The following is an 18,910-nucleotide window of genomic DNA, read 5'->3' on the forward strand; positions in this document are numbered from 1 at the left end:
CAACGCCCTCGGTCTGACTGGTCGTCGGGACGGCGCCGGTCGCGACGGGGCTGCTCAAAGGGGTTGCGGCTATTCATCCCGATGTTCATACTGGAGCCATCCATGCGGTTTCGGCCGCCTTGGTCGGAATCGCCGCCGCCGTAGCCACCGCGGAAAGGGTTGCGGTCTACATCAAAGTTGCGGTCAGAGAAGTCTTCTCGCCCGCCACTGTTGCCCAAGCCGCCGCGGTAGCCGCTCTGGTCATAGCCCCGGTCTTCGTCGCCATTGTAGCCAGCGAAGCCCATGCCGTAGCCTTGCCCACCGCGACTGTAGTTTTCGCCACCATAAGGCGAGCCGCCCATGGCCGCGCCGCGGCCGTAATTGTCGTTGTATCCGCCTCGGTTGCGAGGTTCCTCATTCCGTTGCGGACCCCGGCGAAAGTCCTCGCGCTCGGGACGGCGGTTGGGCTGCGAGCGGTACCGGTCGTCGCGGTCGTAACCAGGCCCAAGGCCGCTGTACCGGCCCGAGGAGGCGCCCGAAGAAGTATCGGAACTACCGCCGCGCCGGCTCAGGCCACGGTCATAATAATCATCCTGATCAGAACCACCGGCCCCGGTTTGGCTGTCGCGCCCGAAGTCAGATTCGCCGTACCCCCGGCGTGCCCGGGGCTCTTGGTAGCGGCCGCGCTCCGAATTTCGGTCGCGGTCAGCTTCGTTATATCGATTGAAATCCGCCATGATAATAAGAGGTTTGGTCAGCCTTTATCTACCCTTCCAAGCAGCGGATTGTTGCCTTTATATAAGGTAACAATCGGATTAAACAGTTTAATGTATATCAATCATTTATCTTAAAATCAACTACTTATACCATAGGCAAATTAACAACAACACCTATCATGTATCTTAACTGACGTGCGTCAGTACATGGATAAAGCAGTCCTGTTTAGTTTGCTCATCTGCCACAGTCGCCGCCATGCCCTCTAACCTGCTAGTCCTCACCGATTTCTTCGCCGAATCGACCCATACCATCTCGTACGCCGCCAACTTGGCTGGCCCGTTGGGCGCCCGGCTGATTCTGTTGCGCTCCTTGCCCGACCGTTTGTTGCACCCAGTGAGCCGCACCGAGCCCAGCACTGAGCGCGATACACGCCGGGCTTTGCAGGAAATAGCCCGGCAGCAGCCAGTGCCTTCTATGGTTGACTGCTCGGATCAATACTGGCCCGAAACCATCCGCCACGCGGTGATGCAGCATCAGCCACTGATGATGGTACTGGGCCACCCCGGCAAGCAGTCCGATGCCTTAGCCGATCTGGCCATGGAAATCATGCGCCGCGTGCCGTGCCCGCTGCTCATTGTGCCAACCATGGGCCGGGTCAACAACGTGCCCCGACGTGTAGTGATGGCCGTCGATGGTGAGGAATTCGCTATGAGTGGCTACACAGGGCTGGTCCAACACCTGCTCGAAAGCTGCCAGGCATCTTTCACGTTGCTGCACGTGAGCCGCCCCAATGCCAACGTACCAGCCGACCGGGTGCTACGCGCCGTGCAAGCCAGCGGATTGAAAGCTCCCGTGCTACCGGCCAACTACAGCCCGCTGTGGGACGAAAATCCTGCCCAAGGCATCTTGCAAGGCATGGCCGACAACGATGCTGACCTATTGGTAATGATAGCCCGCAAGCGCAGCTTTTGGGGCAATGTATTTCACCGCAGCGTAACAGCCCGCGTGTTGGCCCATAGTCAGCAGCCCGTCCTGCTACTGCCCGCCGCCGACTGATTTCCCAAGCTCGGCAATAATTTTCTAGGCTCAGGCCCTTAAAGGTGCTTGGGCTTTTGCCGTTTATAGCCTTAAAATAAGATATTTATCAGCTTTAATTGTCATATACATTACTCTCACTTATATTCACTCGCAAAATATTTCAACATTAACCATAAATAGCCGTTTACCTGCCTTGGTCGTTCGCCACAACGGCCAGAAGCAGGCCGCTGCTTGGGTCAGGAAGGCTTTGGGCTTCCATTGGCCATGGCCTGTTCTGCTGCCTATTCCTTGCCCACTCTTCTTGAAAGACGGGCATAGAAGCAGCGGTATAAGCTACAAATGCATCAGCCAAGGTGCTTCATTCAACTCCTCCACCGCATGATTTCTTTAAACCAATGGTCACAGGTTGGGATAGGCACCAGCCGCGTTGCCTCGCTAGGCAGCCGCATGCCTACCGACACCTTTGCCGCTTTTTTGAGGCTGGCTAACGAACAGGGAATCAACCTCATCGACACTGCAGACTTTTACGGCTCCGGCGACGCAGAGCGCATGGTCGGCAAATGCCTCAAGCAGACCGGCCTACCGTTTTTTGTCGTGACTAAAGCCGGGCAGCCGTACGTGCACACCCCCGGCTGGCTTTCGCCGCTAAACCAGATCGGCAAGAAGATCAAGCAGCGGGCAGGCGCCAAAAACAACTACACGTCGGGCTACCTGATCGGCTGCGTTCAGAAAAGCAACAAACGCCTCGGCATGGAGGCGGCCGACGCCCTGCTGCTGCACGAGCCCAGCTGGGACGATATTGCCGGTGCCGACCCGTGGGAGGGCCTCGCCAAAATCCGTCAGCAAGGCCTGGCCCGCTATACCGGCGTCTCCACGAGTGACTATCGCGTGGTGGAAGAAGGCATCCGCAGCGGGCAGGTACAAATGGTACAAACGGCCGTGAACTGGCGCCACGACAACGGCATTGTGGCGCTATGCCGCGCGCATAATATTCCGGTGCTGGCCAACACGGTAATGCAGCCCTACAAGACGCTTCAGCAGCCTTTTGCTCAGCACTCAGCCGAAATCAAGCAACTCAACGGCTTGGCGGACATTACCTTACCCCAATTCCTGATAGCATCGGTACTAGCCGAAAAGAAGGCCGACTCCGTCTTGTTTGGCACCAGTAGCCTCTCGCATTTAGCGCACAACATCGAGTCGTTGCGCTACGTCTCCAGCCTACAGCCGGCCCTGCCGGTGCTTAACCAACTGCTCGCATGATTGTCAACCAGAACTCCTTTCAGCCCGGCCAGACCCTGAAGGCCGATGTTTGCATCATCGGTAGTGGCCCGGCTGCCGTTTCCATTGCTTTGAGCCTGAATAATTCGGACTTCAGCGTGATTATGCTGACGGGCGGCGGCTGGACCGAAACTCTCGCCAATCAAGATTTATACCGCGGCGGCTCCTCACCGGCTGGCTCCCACGAGCCGCTCGAAGAAAACCGCCGCCGGCAGTTTGGCGGCAGCTCGGCCGCTTGGGGCGGACGCTGCATTCCGTTTGAGCCTATCGATTTCAAGCACCGTAGCTGGGTGCCCGACAGCGGCTGGCCCGTCACGTTTGAAGAACTCCTGCCCTATTACCACAAGGCTGCCGACCTGTGCCAGATCGGCCGGTACGAGTTCGATGCTCATAAAGCGTTTCCCAAAGGCCCTCGGGAAATTCTGGAAGGTATGGACTCGGAAGAGCTGATTTCGACGCCGCTGGAGCGGTGGAGCCCGCCGGTGCACTTCGGCAAAACCTATCAATCGGTACTGGAAAGCAGCCCTAACATCCAGGTGCTAATGGATTCGCACGTGCTGTCGCTGCAAACGGCCGCCGACGGTAGCCGCATCAGCCACGTGGCCGTGACGATGGGTGGCTCGCCGCTTTCGGTGGAAGCCGGGCGGTTTGTGCTGGCCACGGGCGGCATTGAGAATGCGCGCCTGCTCCTAGCTTCGGCCAACGAGCATTTCCCCACTGGCATCGGCAACCAGAACGACAACGTGGGGCGCTACTACATGGCCCACTTCTGCGGCGTGTACGCCGATGTGAAGCTCAACGATCAGAGTAAGCTGCGCGCCGATTTCGAGCGGGACCACGGCGGCGTGTACTGCCGCCGCCGCTGGTGGATTCCGGAGCCGGTACAGGAAGCCAAACAGATGCTGAACGCCATCTTCTTCCTCTACCACGCCAAAGACGAAACTGGCCATCGCGACGTCTTATTTTCCTCGCGCTTTGTGGCGAAGTCGCTACTATTTATTCTCAGCCAAAAGTCGCCCAGCCGCATGGCTTCGCAGGCCAAGCAGCAGCTGCCGGCCATCCGCGAGCATTTGGTCAACATAGCCAAAAACGGCCTGGCCGAAATTCCGGATCTGATCAGCTTGGGCCTGAAGCGCATGGCCAAACGGCGGCTTCCGTACCTGCTGCCCTCCAAACGCAACCCCTATTGGGGGCTGTATTTCCAGGGCGAGCAGGCGCCAAACCGCGAAAGCCGGGTTTATCTGTCCAAGACAGAAAAGGACGCCTTTGGTATGCCGCGCGTGGAAATCAAGATGTCGTTCCTGGAGGCCGATATTGAATCGGTGGTGAAAGCCCACCAGCTTTTCGTCGACCGTTTCAATGCGCAAGGCTTAGGCGAAATCAGGTACGACGAAGCCGATTTGCGGCAGGCGCTGCGCAAGCAGATGGCCTCGTTCAACTCGGCGGCGCACCACATCGGTACCACCCGCATGTCGGATGACCCAAGCACCGGCGTGGTTGATAAGAACTGCAAGGTGTACGGCGTCGATAACCTGTACGTAGCCGGAGCCTCCGTATTCCCGACCGGCGGACACGCCAACCCCACACTCACCATCGTAGCGCAGTCGCTGCTGCTGGCCGACCAGTTGAAGCAAAAGACAACGGGTACAAATGAGAAGACCGCACAACTACACGTTGAACAGCTTAAGCAACCTGCCCTAACTATTTAAGCCTGATCAATTAAAACCCGCCCCTGTTTCTACTACGAAATAGGGGCGGGTTTTTTTAGAGCATTGTTAAACGGGGTATAATTAAGGGCTTGCACATTGTGTTTCTACCCAAGTTGAGGTAAGCATTTTCTGACCAGCCACACCTCTCGCAGTAAAAATCAAGGAGATAGTCATTAAGATCTTAGGTTCAACCCGGGCGTTCCTATTTGTCGCGTAGCACTTCTACCCAACCGCGGTAACGCTGACCGGTATAGGGATTCTGCAGCAGGTAGTAATAGACGCCGGCTGGCTGCCCCTCTGCCTTCCAGCTGTTGTTGTAGCTGACCTGCTCGTGCACCTGCCGGCCCCAGCGGTTGAAAACAGTGAGATGCCAGTCCATCACCGCCACGCCCTGTAGCACAAAGGCCTCATTCCGCGAGTCCCCATTGGGGGTGATGACGTTGGGAATAAGCACCGGGCAGCCTTGGTCCCGCGCCGTGCGGGAAGCCGTAACCGAGCAGCCACTTGGGTCGCGCACTTCCACCGAGTACGTTCCAGGGCCATGCGCCAGGTAAGTAGGAGCCGTGGATCCATCGGCCCAGCGGTAAGTGGTACCTGCTGGCTGCGGGCCGACGCGCACTATCCACCGTGCCGAGCTGCACACAGCCGTATCGGCCCCCATTTGCAGTGTGGGCGGTGCAATGAGCTGCACGCGGCTTTGAGCTACTGCGGCGCAGCCTTGAGGAGTCGTGACGGTCACGCTATAGGTACCGGGAACAGTTGCCTCGTAGAAGTTGCTGGTGCTGCCGTCCTGCCAGCGGAAGGTGCTGCCGGCTGGCCAGTTGCCGCGCGGCAGTAGCCGCACCGGTGGGCAGGCAAGCGTATCGGCCGGTAGCCGCAGGACAGGCAGAGGGTACACCGTCACTGCCTGGGTGAAGGTGAGCGGCGCGAACAGCGAAGGATGCGCAGCGCTGACCGTGACCAGGTAAGTGCCAGCCTGAGAGTAAATATGGGTGGGAGCAGGTCCGGTGCCCGCGCTGCCCCCGGCAGGGTCACCAAAGTTCCAACTGAAGGTGGCCCCGCTTAGGCTTGGACTTGTACTGACTGTGAAGTTCACGGCCGCTCCGGCGCAGGTTGCTGGCGCCGTAAAGGCCACGGGCGGTACCACGCGGCGGGTCCGCTGGTTTGGCAGCCCCACAATGCCCCGCTTACCGCCTAAGTATATCCCATTCTCTTGGTACGCGCAGCCTGTTCCCCGCACGTTGGGATTAACGATAACACCCAGGTACTCGCTGTCATCCATGCTGAGGTAGAGACGGCCGTCCGGCCCGGTCTGTAAGGCCCCGCCAAAGCGCGCGGGCACGGCAATCACCACGCCCGAGTTGGCAATGGCCGCCCCCGAACCAGCCAGCAGATCGTATTGGTAAAGACTCGACTGCACTAGGACCGTGGGGTTTAGGCGAGTCGCGTACAGCAAGCGACCATCGGGTGAGAAGGCCACTCCGTAGCCGTCGGCGGTGCCCGGCAGAATTACGTCGTGGGACAACCGTCCGGTGGCCGGGTCGAAGTCAAACAGTTCCAGGTCACCCCCACCTCTGCCCACGGCCAGGCGGGTACCGGCTGGCGAAACCTGCAGATAGCCGACGGCGTTGCGCAGGCCGCGGGCCGGGGGCACGTCGGTGTGTACCGCCCCAATGCTGGTAGTTACCGGGCCCCTCAAGCCCGTACGCGTGAGCAGGTAGGCGTAAAAGGTATTGCTGTCCCAGCCATGCACCAGTACCCAGGTATCAATGTCGTTGGCGTGGGGCACTAAGGCAATTCGTTCCGTTACCGGGCCGGTGGAGAGCCGCACTCTTTTGGTAGTTATTTCGCCTAGCCCCCCCTGCCGGCTCATATCCACGATGTTGTACTGCAAGCCGTTGGCTAAGTTGTTCTCTACCGCGTCGGCAGTGAACAAATAGTAGCGCTGGGGGTTGGCCGGGTCGCGCACCGCGGCCACCCCTTGGGTCGACGAGCGGCTGCCGCCCAGACCAGTTCCATTGGCCATGAGCTGGTTGTTACGATTCCAGACGTTCTCGCCGTTGCTGTAAAACTGTAGCCGGCCCGTGCTGTCGGAAATGCTGACACAGCCTTCGGCGGTCTGCATAGCGCTGGTGGTAATAACCACCGGCGGGCCGCTGGCCGGGAAGCGTAGCGCGGCGTTACTGCCGAAATACCAGTTGCTGTGCTCGTGCTGCCCGCAGGTGGGCTTGGTAAGTCCTAGCAGCAGGGCTAAGACCAGTAAAATTGTTCTCATTCAATTTTTAGATAGCTCGCCGCCAGTGGTCGATACCTTGCGGATAGGGTTTAATCAGTATCGTTGGGTTAGCCAGTCAACATAACGGGACTTCTTATTGAACGGCTTGGTCTGAGCAGATAAGACCCGGTGTAGCCTATCGGCACTTGGTGACCACCAATGTATCCTGTACCCGATACACCCACTCCTTTTGTTGGAGTCGGTACGTACCTCTGATTAGAACGTAAGCGCTGTCGCAGGCTCCAATTACTTGAACGCTAAAGGTAGCTGAGTCGCCCTCCTGCAGTTCTTGTTTGCTGAAGCTCAAGCTGTACCCGCCTTTCTCCCCAATAAGCCTCATCAGCTTAGCATTCTGTTCAATCCGCTCTCCTATGTCGAATAGGAACTTGGGGGTTACGAAGAAACCGTACAGCACCCATCCTCCGATGAAAACAAAACTGAGGGCAGCTAGTGAGTACGTAATAATTTTGTGGGCCCGGTTAAGGGTGGCCAAGAGCTTCTTCATGCGCTACCAAAGCTACAGACAAAGCGGCTTGTTCTGAGCGTGAATGGCTCAGGGCGACCTAGACTAATTAGTATTTTGCAAGTAAAGCAGCGAACAGACCCATAGCCCACACATTGGTTTTGTCGCTAAACATAACGTTTAGTCCTCGCGGGTTTCTTGCTACTGTTCAACTTTCCGCCGTTGTGCAGCAATTGAACTTTCAGTGGTAGGCAGAGCAAGAACCTTGTTCAAATCACACCCCAGCCAGGTTTGATGAAGGTCAACACGGCTCCCTTCAAAAACGTCTCCAAGTCGGTTGTGCCTGTTGCCCCCGGGTTGGTCAGTTCGAACAAGTACACTTCTGGGTTCACCGTGAACCGGTCGTAATGCCACAGGGTAAACCGTCTGCGTTGCGGAGAACCGGTGGGAAGCGGTAGCGGCTGGATATTGCAAACCTTATAGAACGGAGATTCCGACTGCCCTGGGTGGATTACCCCTTGGGCAAAGATGTCATAGTAGACCGGATCGGTGTTGAAGATCTGCAATGTATCGGCGCCGTTGTAGGTGACCAGCAATGCATTTGCTTGCCGGTTTACAGCGAGCGGACCGTCGTACCTGGGCTGCACGTGGTAGCGGTAATGTTGTTGAAAGAACACTTGAGCCCATGTCACCTCCTGGGTTTGCGGCTCTGGATTGGTGTTCGTCGACTGCGCGGGTTGGGTCGCGTAGGGGGAGTAGGTGATGATGGGGTTGGCTGGCCTGCAGGCTATGCAGAGGGGGAGCAGCAGGCAGCACAATTGGCGCTTCATGGCAGAAAGGGAGCAAACAGTACCTGAAATGTGCTCCTTAACAAGTTAAGGTTCTTCCCAGCAACTAGAGTGAGGGGTGCGACTACACGCCGTGCTGGCCTCTTTCCCGCAAGGTGGCGGTCCGTTAGATTTACAGCATTCTGCAGTTTCATTTTCCAAACGGTGGTTAGGAATATGAGATTGGGTCTACATTTCATCAGTATTGTAACAAAGCCTTTTTGGTTGGCCGATAAAGCATAGCAGTGCGCTACCAAACCAACAACCATGGAATCAGCAGCACAAAGAGCCGCCGCATCCAATGACGCAGTGGCCCTTGCCCAGAGGTAGAAGCTAGCAACTACTTTCCCGAGGAGTTGCTCAGGGGTAATGCTCCATCGCAAAAATGTGGTAGCAAACCTGCAACTATGAGCCCTTGCCCTTGGGTGTGTACACCTTCGCGTGTCCTCGGAAAGACAAAACCCCGTTTCTGAACTAGAAACGGGGTTTTCAGCAGAGAGGATGGGACTTACACCCCATCACTAAGGCATTACCAATACTCACTAAAAGACCCTACCTCTATGGCTGTATTGATGCTTTTTAAGTGAAAGCCGTGAGTATGGATGAGTATTGGTGTAGGATAAATGAGCTTATTTGTACCCCCAGCTGTACCCCGGGGGTACAAAAGCACTAGCTTTAGAGCGGCAACCTCCCTCTCCTATGGCTACTGTATCCTTTCACCTAAAGCGGCCGGATGCTGCTATACCCACGGCCATCATTGCGCTGGTCAACTGCAGTGGAAAACGAAACAAGGTTTACACTGGCCTCAGCATCTTGCCTAAGCAGTGGATAAAGGCAGAGCAGCGGGCCCAGGAGCGCGGCTATCAGCAGAACGGCCCGCTGAATGATCGGCTAGACCTGATCGAAAAGCAGTTGCTCAGCTACTGCGATGAACAAGTAGCACTAGGGCTGCTGCCGGCGCCGGAGGCGCTACGGAAGCTGATTGAACTGGAAGCTCCGGCGGCGCCCGTGGTCAAAGCAAAAGCCTTTGCCGACTACTTCAATGAATGGACGCAGCTAACCCGGTCCCGGGGCAAGGACCGCACCGCCACGGCCGGCGAAACGACCCTGCGCTATCTGCAGCGCTTTGAGCGGGAAGCCGGCTACGCGGTATCCTTTGATACAATCACCCTCTCCTTTGGCGACAAATTCACGGCCTATCTACTCGATAAGGCCAACCTTACGGACAACACCATAGCCAAGCATATAGACCGCTTGCGGCGCTTTATGCGCTATTCAGTTGACCGGGGGTACACCGAGGCCAGAGGCTGGGAGAAGTTAAACTGGAAGCGACGTGAGCCCGATATTATGACCCTCACGGCTGAAGAAGTTGAAGCACTTGAAGCGCTGGAGCTGCTAAAAGGCTCCTACCTCGATAACGCCCGCGCCCTGTTCCTACTTAGCTGCTATACAGGCCTGCGCTACTCTGACCTGGTGAGCATCCGCCCTGAGCACGTACGGGGCAATACGCTGCGCATCACCACGCAGAAAACAAGGGAGATAGTAACCGTGCCCCTGCAGGCCCGGGCCCTCATCATCGTTACTCGATACTTGGCTGGTGGCGTTCGGCTAATCAGCAACCAGAAGCTAAACGACTACCTCAAAGAACTAGGGCAGCTGGCTGGTATCACGGACCCGGTTGAAATCATTCGCTACCGGGGCGGCAACCGCTCCAGCCAGACGCTGCCGAAATGGGAGAAGCTAGGCTGCCATACCGGCCGCCGTACGTTCGTTACGCTCAGCTTAGAACGGGGCTTACGCCCTGAGCTGGTAATGAAGATTACCGGGCACAAGACGTGGAAGTCCTTTCAGCGCTACGTCAACATCACAGAGCAGGCGGTAGAGCGCGAGTTTGCCAAAGTGTACGAGATGCCCGAGTTGCTGAAAGTGGCAAAGTAGCTTATATCAGAATCTCCAACCTCGCTCACGGAAAAATTCGTGAAGCGATAAGCTTTTGACCCCAAAATGTTTGCAAACATTGGGGATTTTAGGAGCATTAGGCTTGAATTTCTCTTGCGTAATCAATGCACAGTTGTGCACTGATGCTTGAGCTATTACAAATGGATCTGCAGAAGGATCAACTGCTAGCGATATATCTTCTTGAACCAGATTGGGGAATTTCTTGAGTATTTCGGACACCATTACAAGCTCATCAGGGTGAGGCATGTGAAACATATCACGCCCTGCCTTTTTCGCCCACAGGCTAATATCATCATCTTTAGCAAATTTCTTTGTCAGCTCGTTATATACTTCCCTGCACGACCGAGCTTGTTTAGCGGCTATCATATCGTGCAGGTTCTTCCATAAAGAAGGAAATATATCCTCAGGATAATTTCTCAAAATTATTAAAGGCCCCGAATCAAAAACGTATCCTTGAGTAATTATTGAACCCATGCTTTAATACATTTTATCCTCAATCTTCGAAACTTGATTGACCTTAACCCCTAAGAAACTAGCAGCACGAACCACATCAAGCCTACCAGAGTGGTAGCTTTCGAGTACTTCTGACACATACTTTTTTCCTAGATGGCTAATTACAAGGGTTTGGTAGGGAGGGCCTCCATCCTTCTTTTTACGATTCTCTTTAGCTAATCGATATTGATCATTCCAACGCTTCACCATTTTTGAATAGTGATACTTATTGGTCAACTTCAAATCAAGAAGGCGCCTTAGAATTACTTCTTTACTTACTTTAAAGTAAGAAGCGACAGTACGAATTTCATCTTCTGTCCACTCAAAGCCCTCTGTTTGACGTGCCCGATTGATATAGACAGCCATTTCTGACGAGGGCACTAGCACTTCCGAGGCAAACTCATTACAGAAGCGTTCTACATGGTTTAGCTCAAGCAGCAACTCTTCAGTGACAAAATCCCTGAAAACGCCTCCAGTATTGAACAAAATATGACACAGCTCATGAAATAGCGTAAAGCTTTTAGCTGTAGGGGCATCTGAACTATTCACGACTATTACAGGAAATTCCTTATCCATTAAGGAAAACCCTCTAACTTCTTTGAGTGGATATTGAAAAACAAATATTCCTTTATCTTGGATTACCTTTCTATAAAAATCAAATGCATCGGCTGGACTAGGAAGAGCCCTTCTTGACTCACGATTGATATTAAGATATTGTATGGTTTGGCTGCTTGCTTGTTTAACGTCAAACTTCACAACATATGACAAGGTCTTATGTATAGGCTCTTCGGATGGATTACGCCCATCATGAAGCTCCCTGAGTACGACCTGATGATGTTTAGCCTTTCTGATAAAGAGTCTAAGTTGAGGCGATAAAGCAGAAATATCCTGATCAGGAATAGTCCTAAAGTCCTGCTTAACAGTTGTCTCTTGCGGAGGGCTGGGCAAGAAGAAAACCACTAAAGGTCTTTTATAGACTTCGTAGGCTAGTTTTTCGAGTTGCGAAAAAGTTGGAAGCAGTGATCCGCTTTCCCATTCGGCAACAACCTGTTCACTCTTCTTAAGCTTTTTGGCAACATCGGCATGGCTTAGCCCAATAGTTTCCCGAGCCCATGCTAGGACAACAGGAGAAACTTTAACGGGCTGGTTAGCTGCGGAAGCCATTGCTAAATTTGATAGTTATTAAACAGAGCATTATACGATGAATACCAGATAACGAAGCACTTAAGTGAACTGGGCTGTAAGTTAAAGTTCCAAGCGCCATCTCGCCGCGTGTTTTCAACTCAGCTTGGGCGCTTAAATCTATGCAATGTTCCTGGTCTTTTTGGCTAAATAAACTAGTTCCCTTGAACATTCGTTCAGCGGCGTAGATCCCCCAACCACTCTCTCACCGCCGTCTCACTTACAATATACTTTGAGCCGATGAGCTGACTGCGTATTAATCCAGCCCGCAGCAGTTCATAGGCTTTCGTTTTCCCGCACTTCAGGCGCTTACCCAGTTCAGCCACGGTATACACAGTGCTTAGCACGTCCTGCTCTGCCTTTTCTTTAGCGTAAGCCTGAGCTGCAGCCTGAATCATGCGATGCTCCTGGGGCTCGGTTAGGCTAATAAAAGCTTGACCGTTGATTAGGGTAAGGTTCATAGGTTGGCCTTTTTCCAGCAAGCTAAAACAACAAACGCCCCACTGGCTTTGCGGCTGGTGGGGCGTTTTCATTTACCTAGACTGGCCTACTCCTTGTCGAGCTCCAGTCGTTCAATTATGTACTCACTTACGCCACGGTTTGCCTCTTCAGCCAACCTGCTAAGCTTTGAGTACTCTGCATCAGTGAAAGACAGTGTACGCCCTCTCTTTAGTCGAGTCGGGTGCTTCGGCGGGCGCCCTTGCCGCTTAGGTTGGTTTTCCATAGCCAAACAAAGGTAATGATTACCTTTTAACCTACTTAATAAAATAATTAAGGAAATATTTTCTTACTTATTTTCTTAAGTAAGAAAAACATTTACCTTTGTCATGTCTTCAGAGACAAACAAAGAGGCCACCCGCGCTAACAAGTGGCCTCAAAGAACAAGAAACAGGAGCGCTAACTCCTATTCCTCACCATTCACCAACAAAGATATGAAAACTGCTACCGCCGCAACCGCGCTAACGGTTGCCGCCACCCTTCCCAAGTACCGCGGGCCGCTGGGCCGCTTCCTGCAGGAGCAGCAGCGCGTCAAAGACGACGAGGCCCGCGCCGTTATGGCCGTCGCTACGCTGCGCTCGATGCGCACGAACGTCCTAGCCTTGGTTGAAGACTCGCCGGTCTTCTCCCCTGCCGAGCGCCAGCGCGCGGCGCAGAGCATTGCCGAGTGCTCTTGCATTGTGCGACTGCAGCGCTGGTTCCGCAACGTGTACCGCGTCCGCAATGAGCGCGAAGACTCGCTGCAGCAGGCTTACGCAGAAGGCTCCTGCTCTTTCATATCTGCCCTTAACGCCTAATCAACTCCATCGATGAACTACGCCCACAAAGAACTGCGCGAAGCGGTTGAGTACTTGGACAAGGCCCGTGCCCATCAAGCTACCTTGCGCGACATTCAGCGTGCCTTTATGCTTGATGAGCCGGTAGAAGTAACATTCCGCACCGCCCGCGGCACCGTGTCGGCCCTGTGCCCCGAAAAGGCCAGCGCTAGGCTGATTGATAAGCTACTGGAGCGGGCTGATGCGCGGGTACTGGAGTTGGAACGGCAAGAGGTGCACTGGTGCAACGAAGTGATGCTGCTCGACAAAGAAGACCGGTTACGGTCTCAACTAGCCGACGCGGCCCGGGACACTGCAGAAGCAACAGCAGGCTAATTGAAACTTCTCTGCATGGTGGCCCGGTGGGATGAGCACTGCTGGGCTATCTTGTAACCTTTAACATCGCTAGCTGGCAAGCTGATGAGTAATACCAATCCCACAGGACTGTACCAGTGCCCCCCAGGTCCTAGTAATTTTGAGGACCCGATAGAACACGCGAGGCAGCACAGGAAATGGTTAGTAAAACTCTCTTATCAATTTTCACTAGAAGATTTTTGCCGACGCCATATGATGGCGACAGAGCGCGATTATATAGATATCCTCATAAGAGAGCAGGCTATACACATAAGTGAGCTGCAGGATAAGATCGGCTTAGGTTTTTACCATGATCAGGAGGGTGAAAAGATGACAGATGAAGATTACCAGATCAAGCTCCTAATAGATGAATACTGGTATTTCAAGACTTACCATGCTTTTCTAATTGAGCGGAGAGAGGATCTGCTCCAGTCCACGAGTGATACTTCGGGGAACTCAACACCCTCAGCTAAAAAGGCTTTAGCATCTACCAGGGTAACACCTCATACATTTTATGAGCTGCTAGCAGGCGGATTCACTCCACAGCGCCTTGATAAGGTGTTGGGTCAGGATGGATTAAAGCTGTTCAACTTTGAAACAAAGAAAGCACCAGCTACCCAAAAGACTGCTGAATGGGTTACTCTCTACTGGGCTTTAAAAAACAACGGCTACATAGTCGAAGGTACCCCTGCAATGCTTGCTGAGCGGCTTATCAAAAGCACATTTCCTGGCACAAATATCAGCAAGACTCGACTTAACGAGGACAACCCAGGGCTTAACCCGCCCAAAGGAAATTCCTACTATTATCACGTAATCTCTCTATTGTAGGGGTTGTTTTGGGCTTGTTTGGGCCGGCCCATTTGCGCCCATGCCATAGCCCCTACTTCGCCTTAGTTCTTCACTAAAGAAGGGCTTAAGGCACCATGAGCACTCAATTCTTTATGGCTGGCTTGACGCCAGCAGAATTATGTGAGCTGGTTGGGGCTGTGGTTCGGCGAGAACTGCAGCAAGCGGGTGTTAGCGCGCCCGCACCGCCAGCGGAATCAGACGACTTGCTAACTATTAAACAAGCAGCCGAACTGCTTGATGTTAGCGCGCACACCATTCACGACTGGAAGCGCAAAGGCCTGCTTCCATTCTCCAAAATGGGCGGACGGTCCTACATACGACGCGCCCAAGTACTGAGCAGTCTACAGAACCAGCAGCGCAGTCAGAAAGGAGGGCGTCGCCGTGGCTAATCCCTTTCGACTCGCCAACCGCACCACGCGCGTAATGCACAACGGCGCTATTCATCGCGTCGCAGAAGTAGAACAGGCTGATTGGGGCGTACTGCCTATTGGTCAGTTTGTCTTTATAGCCGTTTGCCGCACGCTTCCAAGCTACTCGACTGCTGATGGGGTTACCATTCCCCGCGCTTCGGGCCCGCTTTACGCTGGGCATATCGTGGGCAACGATATAGTAGAAGGCAAAAAAGGGAGGCGCGGTAACGGCTCACTTATCATAGAGCACAGCGTAGGCCCAATCACCGGCACACTGCCGGGCTGCCAGCCTGCCCAGTTGCAAACGCTTACCGATAAGATATTGGAGTTTCCACACGGCACTATCTACCGCGTGTACTTCCCGCTCCCTGCCCAGCAGCGCCAGCGCCGCCAACAGGCCGCTATGCTCGCCTCGAACTGAACTTGCATGAGCCCTTTAACCGGCTCGTCTCTCTCTCCACATGGTATCGTTTTATCCTAAACACAACCAACCCCATTCAGGCGAAGCCATGCCTTTGCTTGAAGTGCTTGACGGCATCCGTAGCGGGCGCTGGCGGTCTAATGTTGAAGCTGTGAGAGCAGCGCATACGAAGGAGTTGCGCGCCATGTTCAAGAACCGCTTAGCCGGCTTTACAGCCAGCGGCACGTTCTCACACCGTGAGAAGAAAGGCTTGCTTAAACACAGTGGGTTTGTTGCGCTAGATATCGATGCCAAAGACAACCCGAGTTTTCGGGTAGCTACCGACCGAGCTGCCATTGACGCGGATCCTTACACGTATGCTGGTTTTGTCAGTGCAAGCGGTTTGGGATACTGTGTTATAGTACGCATTCCGGACTACGACCACGAGGCCAGCTATCGGGCTCTGATTCGCTACTATGCCGAAAATTTCAGCATTAAACTTGACAGTTCGTGCAAGGACGTTTGCCGCTACCGTTTTGTAAGCGACGACCCACAGCTTTACTTAAACGAAGCCGCTGAGGTATTTGAAGAAGTCTTAGAGGAAGCGCAACGAGTTCCTGCTCCAGCTGCACCGGTTGCCCGGGCTACCTGGAATCAAAACCGGCAAGGGCAAGGCCACGGGCAAGCAGCTCTAGATATGGCTGTGGACCGTATCAACGGCGCGCCGGACGGTTCGAAGCATACTACCCTGGTTAAGTACGCCTACCTATGTGGCGGCTACGTGGCAAGCGGCTTTTTAACCGTGCACGAAGCCCGCGAAGCATTACGCGCTGCTATTGATTCTCGTCAAGTAGACGATCAAAAGGCCGCGTACAAGACCATTGAAGACGGGCTATCAGCTGGGCAGCAAAAACCCATCTTACCGGAAGCGCTGCAACATCACGTTAGGGGTAAGCTAACGAATGACCAGACCGCTACTAACGTGGCCAGCGTAGCCGGCCAAGTAGCCATGATGAGCGGCGTAGCCTATGACGTGCTTTTGCCGGCCGTGGAAGCGGTGGCGCATGACCTAGCCAACCCAGTTACACTGCTCACCTTTTGGACCGTTACTGACCCTGGCAAGGACAAAGACCTGCGCACGGCGCTAAACCTTCCCGACTACACGCGTTTCTTGGCAGACAATGGCTTTCGCAAGTATCGCGGCGGCAAAGACTACACCACTGCCAGAATCGAGTTGCAGCGCGTTTCGCTCTATGATCGTGGTCAAGTTATCGACTTCGTGAAGGGCTACGTTGACGAACTGCCGTTTTCTTTTGATGGCATTACCCGCCAGCATATTGCAGCGCTTATTCACGCTCAGGAGAAGAAGATTTTTGATAGCCAGTTTCTGCAACTGTTGCCCGGTCTGAAGGCAGAGCAATTCTTACGGGATACGCCCACTACGGCCCGACTATTCTATCGCAATGGCTGGGTAGAAGTAACGCCTGATAGTGTGCAGCTGCGACCCTATGAAGAGCTGCCAGGCCTTATATGGGCCTCGCAGGTTTGCCAACGCCCGCTGGTGTTGCTAGAGCCCGCGGCGGCTCAGCAGTGCGACTTCCATCGGTTCATGCAGAACATTACAGCGCATGACCCTGCGCGCCTTCTTCAGCTACAAGTAGCCATGGGCTACTTGCTACACGGCTACAAAAACGAAACGGAAGCCAAGGCCATTATCCTGGTTGATGAGGTCAGCCACGAAGGCAAAGCGGAAGGGCGTACCGGCAAAAGCCTGCTGATGAAAGCGGTTAGCCAAGTGGTGAAAACCACGAAGATTGATGGGGCTACGTTCAGCTTCGAAAACGACTTTCGTTGGTCGCTTATTCAGGAGGATACGCGGGTAACTTATTTCGATGAGTGGCCCGGGCGGCGGCTCTCGCTGAGCAAGATGTTTACGGAAATCACCAATGATCTGGTGATAAACCGTAAGTACGCACTACCGGTAGAAATACCCTTTTCTCGCAGTCCGAAGTTCTGCATTACGACCAACGATATGGTAGCGGGCCAAGGCTCCAGCTACGAAGCGCGCAAGGTCGAAATACCGCTGGCCCCGCACTACTCGGCAACCTATACCCCAATTGACGAGTTCGGCACCCACTTCTTTGGGCAGGGCTGGGACGGCGACGAGTTCAACCGTTTTGATAACCTGGTTATTGGCTGGCTACAGGCCTATATAAAGCAAGGCGGACTGATCAAACTTGAGTTAGCCGCTGTAAAGGGGCGTTTGCTTGAAACCGAAACGTCCGCTGAGTTCGTGGCATGGGCAAGGGCAGTAGCAAGTCAGCCGCTGGAGCCAGCCGACGAGGGCAAGCTGTGGGCATCGGACCTCTATGCGCAGTACTGCAACGTGGCTGGCGAAAACCAGCACCGCTTCACCATGCGAATCTTCCTGAAGTGGATGGAGCTGTTTGGGTTCAAAAAGCAGCGTTGGAACTCTAAAGGACTGCTAGGTGGTGTAGACCGGCGCAATCAGTGGTACTACTTCCCGCCGTTCCCTACAAGCGACTCAGATCGCCGCGAGTCAGGCAAATAGTTATTATACAGAACTTTACATGATTTGACTCACGAAATACCCTGTTACAAAACTCGCCGCCTAAGAATTGTTCGGGTATTGTACTTTATTTATTTATTATCCTATTCTAATACGCACAAGATTGTAAAAGTACAAATTATATAGCCAGAGTTTTTAAGCTGCCTTGAAAGTGAGTCAGCACAATAAACCCACACATTGACAGACACTTACAGACTCAGCTAACATCTGAGTCAGCCAAAGCTATGCCCAAACATAAAGCCCGCGCCCCCTGACAGCCCTATAAGGGGGCGCTACCAAACCTTCCACTTGTCACCAGTTGCCACGTCAACGCGCGTGTAGAAGGCAGCTACCTCAATTCCGCCAACGCACGCATTTCAATCAACCACTTACTCCACTAATGAAAACCCTAACCATTACCGCCAACGACGGCAGCCACCACACGGGCACGCTGCCTTCTAGCTGGGCTGACGTAACGCTGAAAGCCTACAGCCTGCTAGCGCTGGCGAAGACCGATAAAGAGCGCCAAGCCGGCGGCGCGGCCATTACGGGCCTGCCGGCTGCTGCTTTCGCTGAAGATGCTGAGCTGCTTGAAAAGCTGCTGCTTCACGCTCCCATCCTGCGCAGCAAGCTCCCCGAGGGGGACGCCCCGCGCCATTTTGAGCACGAGGGCACTGTGTATGAGTACGCAGGCGGCTTAGGGCGCGTCAGCGCCAGCCAATACGAAGCCATGGTAAACGCGCTCCCCCAAAAGGGGGACGCGCCGGAACTGTCCGCCGCGGGCGTGGCCCGAATGCTCTCGCTGCTGTACAAGCCCGCGGGTGCCAAGCTGACTGATGAGACCATAGCCGCCACCGCACAAGCCCTGCAAAGCCTGCCCATGTCGGTAGCGTGGCCCGCGTTGGGCGGCTTCGTAGCCGAGGCAGCGCCCTACGCTGTGGCAGCTCATACGTACCGGACGGTGCGCAACGGGGCTGAGCAGGTGCTGACCGTGCTAGAGCGGGCAATGACGGAAGGGCCACAGCCGAAAGGCTTGCGCCGCACCCAGCGTCGCTTTGCGCTGAAGCTAGTCAAGCGCCTTAAGCGTCAGCTGTAG

Annotated in this window: 16 protein-coding genes and 1 pseudogene; 11 read left to right on the forward strand and 6 right to left on the reverse strand. The window is 54.3% G+C overall.

What is annotated here, in order from left to right:
* Window positions 1-716 (reverse strand): annotated as a pseudogene (locus AC5FXY_RS11800) (hypothetical protein); the annotation flags it as partial.
* Between the two features lie 235 nt (window positions 717-951).
* On the opposite strand from AC5FXY_RS11800, the gene AC5FXY_RS11805 reads away from it, so the two are divergent.
* The 3 genes from AC5FXY_RS11805 to AC5FXY_RS11815 all read left to right on the forward strand — a co-directional run bounded on the left by AC5FXY_RS11805 (window position 952) and on the right by AC5FXY_RS11815 (window position 4,721).
* A complete protein-coding gene (locus AC5FXY_RS11805; protein WP_493556880.1) occupies window positions 952-1,752 on the forward strand; it encodes a universal stress protein in 801 nt (266 codons plus the stop codon).
* Between the two features lie 360 nt (window positions 1,753-2,112).
* Window positions 2,113-2,994 (forward strand): aldo/keto reductase, encoded by an 882-nt coding sequence (locus tag AC5FXY_RS11810; protein WP_493556881.1) that lies wholly within the window; start codon window positions 2,113-2,115, stop codon window positions 2,992-2,994.
* Complete coding sequence (locus AC5FXY_RS11815) at window positions 2,991-4,721, forward strand: GMC oxidoreductase (RefSeq protein WP_493556882.1); 1,731 nt, start codon at window positions 2,991-2,993, stop codon at window positions 4,719-4,721. The genes AC5FXY_RS11810 and AC5FXY_RS11815 overlap by 4 nt, the downstream gene beginning before the upstream one ends.
* Window positions 4,722-4,923: 202 nt before the next feature.
* Here AC5FXY_RS11815 and AC5FXY_RS11820 read toward each other — a convergent pair whose 3' ends face one another.
* On the reverse strand, window positions 4,924-6,996 hold the full coding sequence (locus AC5FXY_RS11820) for a T9SS type B sorting domain-containing protein (RefSeq protein ID WP_493556883.1): 2,073 nt from the start codon (window positions 6,994-6,996) through the stop codon (window positions 4,924-4,926).
* A gap of 732 nt (window positions 6,997-7,728) precedes the next feature.
* Complete coding sequence (locus AC5FXY_RS11825; protein WP_493556884.1) at window positions 7,729-8,289, reverse strand: hypothetical protein; 561 nt, start codon at window positions 8,287-8,289, stop codon at window positions 7,729-7,731.
* 696 nt (window positions 8,290-8,985) lie between these two features.
* On the opposite strand from AC5FXY_RS11825, the gene AC5FXY_RS11830 reads away from it, so the two are divergent.
* Window positions 8,986-10,224, forward strand: a complete 1,239-nt coding sequence (locus AC5FXY_RS11830; protein ID WP_493556885.1) for a site-specific integrase — start codon at window positions 8,986-8,988, stop codon at window positions 10,222-10,224.
* Window positions 10,225-10,230: 6 nt separating this feature from the next.
* On the opposite strand, the gene AC5FXY_RS11835 is transcribed toward AC5FXY_RS11830, so the two are convergent.
* The 3 genes from AC5FXY_RS11835 to AC5FXY_RS11845 form a co-directional block, all read right to left on the reverse strand.
* Window positions 10,231-10,719, reverse strand: coding sequence for a DUF4411 family protein (locus AC5FXY_RS11835; RefSeq protein WP_493556886.1), 489 nt, complete (start codon window positions 10,717-10,719; stop codon window positions 10,231-10,233).
* 3 nt (window positions 10,720-10,722) lie between these two features.
* Window positions 10,723-11,901 carry an ImmA/IrrE family metallo-endopeptidase gene (locus AC5FXY_RS11840; protein WP_493556887.1) on the reverse strand — a complete coding sequence of 393 codons (1,179 nt, stop codon included), beginning with the start codon at window positions 11,899-11,901 and terminating at the stop codon, window positions 10,723-10,725.
* Window positions 11,902-12,095: 194 nt separating this feature from the next.
* Entirely contained in the window at window positions 12,096-12,452 is a 357-nt protein-coding gene (locus tag AC5FXY_RS11845) for a helix-turn-helix domain-containing protein (RefSeq protein WP_493556888.1), read from the reverse strand.
* A gap of 399 nt (window positions 12,453-12,851) precedes the next feature.
* Here AC5FXY_RS11845 and AC5FXY_RS11850 point away from each other — a divergent pair, with 399 nt between their 5' ends.
* The 7 genes from AC5FXY_RS11850 to AC5FXY_RS11880 all read left to right on the forward strand — a co-directional run bounded on the left by AC5FXY_RS11850 (window position 12,852) and on the right by AC5FXY_RS11880 (window position 18,910).
* Window positions 12,852-13,214, forward strand: a complete 363-nt coding sequence (locus AC5FXY_RS11850) for a hypothetical protein (protein ID WP_493556889.1) — start codon at window positions 12,852-12,854, stop codon at window positions 13,212-13,214.
* A 12-nt stretch (window positions 13,215-13,226) separates the two neighbouring features.
* Window positions 13,227-13,568 carry a hypothetical protein gene (locus AC5FXY_RS11855; RefSeq protein WP_493556890.1) on the forward strand — a complete coding sequence of 114 codons (342 nt, stop codon included), beginning with the start codon at window positions 13,227-13,229 and terminating at the stop codon, window positions 13,566-13,568.
* A 231-nt stretch (window positions 13,569-13,799) separates the two neighbouring features.
* Window positions 13,800-14,414, forward strand: coding sequence for a hypothetical protein (locus AC5FXY_RS11860; RefSeq protein ID WP_493556891.1), 615 nt, complete (start codon window positions 13,800-13,802; stop codon window positions 14,412-14,414).
* A gap of 113 nt (window positions 14,415-14,527) precedes the next feature.
* A complete protein-coding gene (locus AC5FXY_RS11865; protein WP_493557016.1) occupies window positions 14,528-14,824 on the forward strand; it encodes a helix-turn-helix domain-containing protein in 297 nt (98 codons plus the stop codon).
* The gene (locus tag AC5FXY_RS11870) at window positions 14,817-15,266 is read left to right on the forward strand and encodes a hypothetical protein (RefSeq protein ID WP_493556892.1); all 450 of its coding nucleotides are present in this window, start codon (window positions 14,817-14,819) and stop codon (window positions 15,264-15,266) included. Before AC5FXY_RS11865 ends, AC5FXY_RS11870 begins: the two co-directional genes overlap by 8 nt.
* A 184-nt stretch (window positions 15,267-15,450) precedes the next feature.
* Window positions 15,451-17,817, forward strand: coding sequence for a BT4734/BF3469 family protein (locus AC5FXY_RS11875; protein ID WP_493556893.1), 2,367 nt, complete (start codon window positions 15,451-15,453; stop codon window positions 17,815-17,817).
* Window positions 17,818-18,214: 397 nt separating this feature from the next.
* On the forward strand, window positions 18,215-18,910 hold the full coding sequence (locus AC5FXY_RS11880; protein ID WP_493556894.1) for a hypothetical protein: 696 nt from the start codon (window positions 18,215-18,217) through the stop codon (window positions 18,908-18,910).

The organism is Hymenobacter sp. FMD4 (assembly GCF_058932745.1).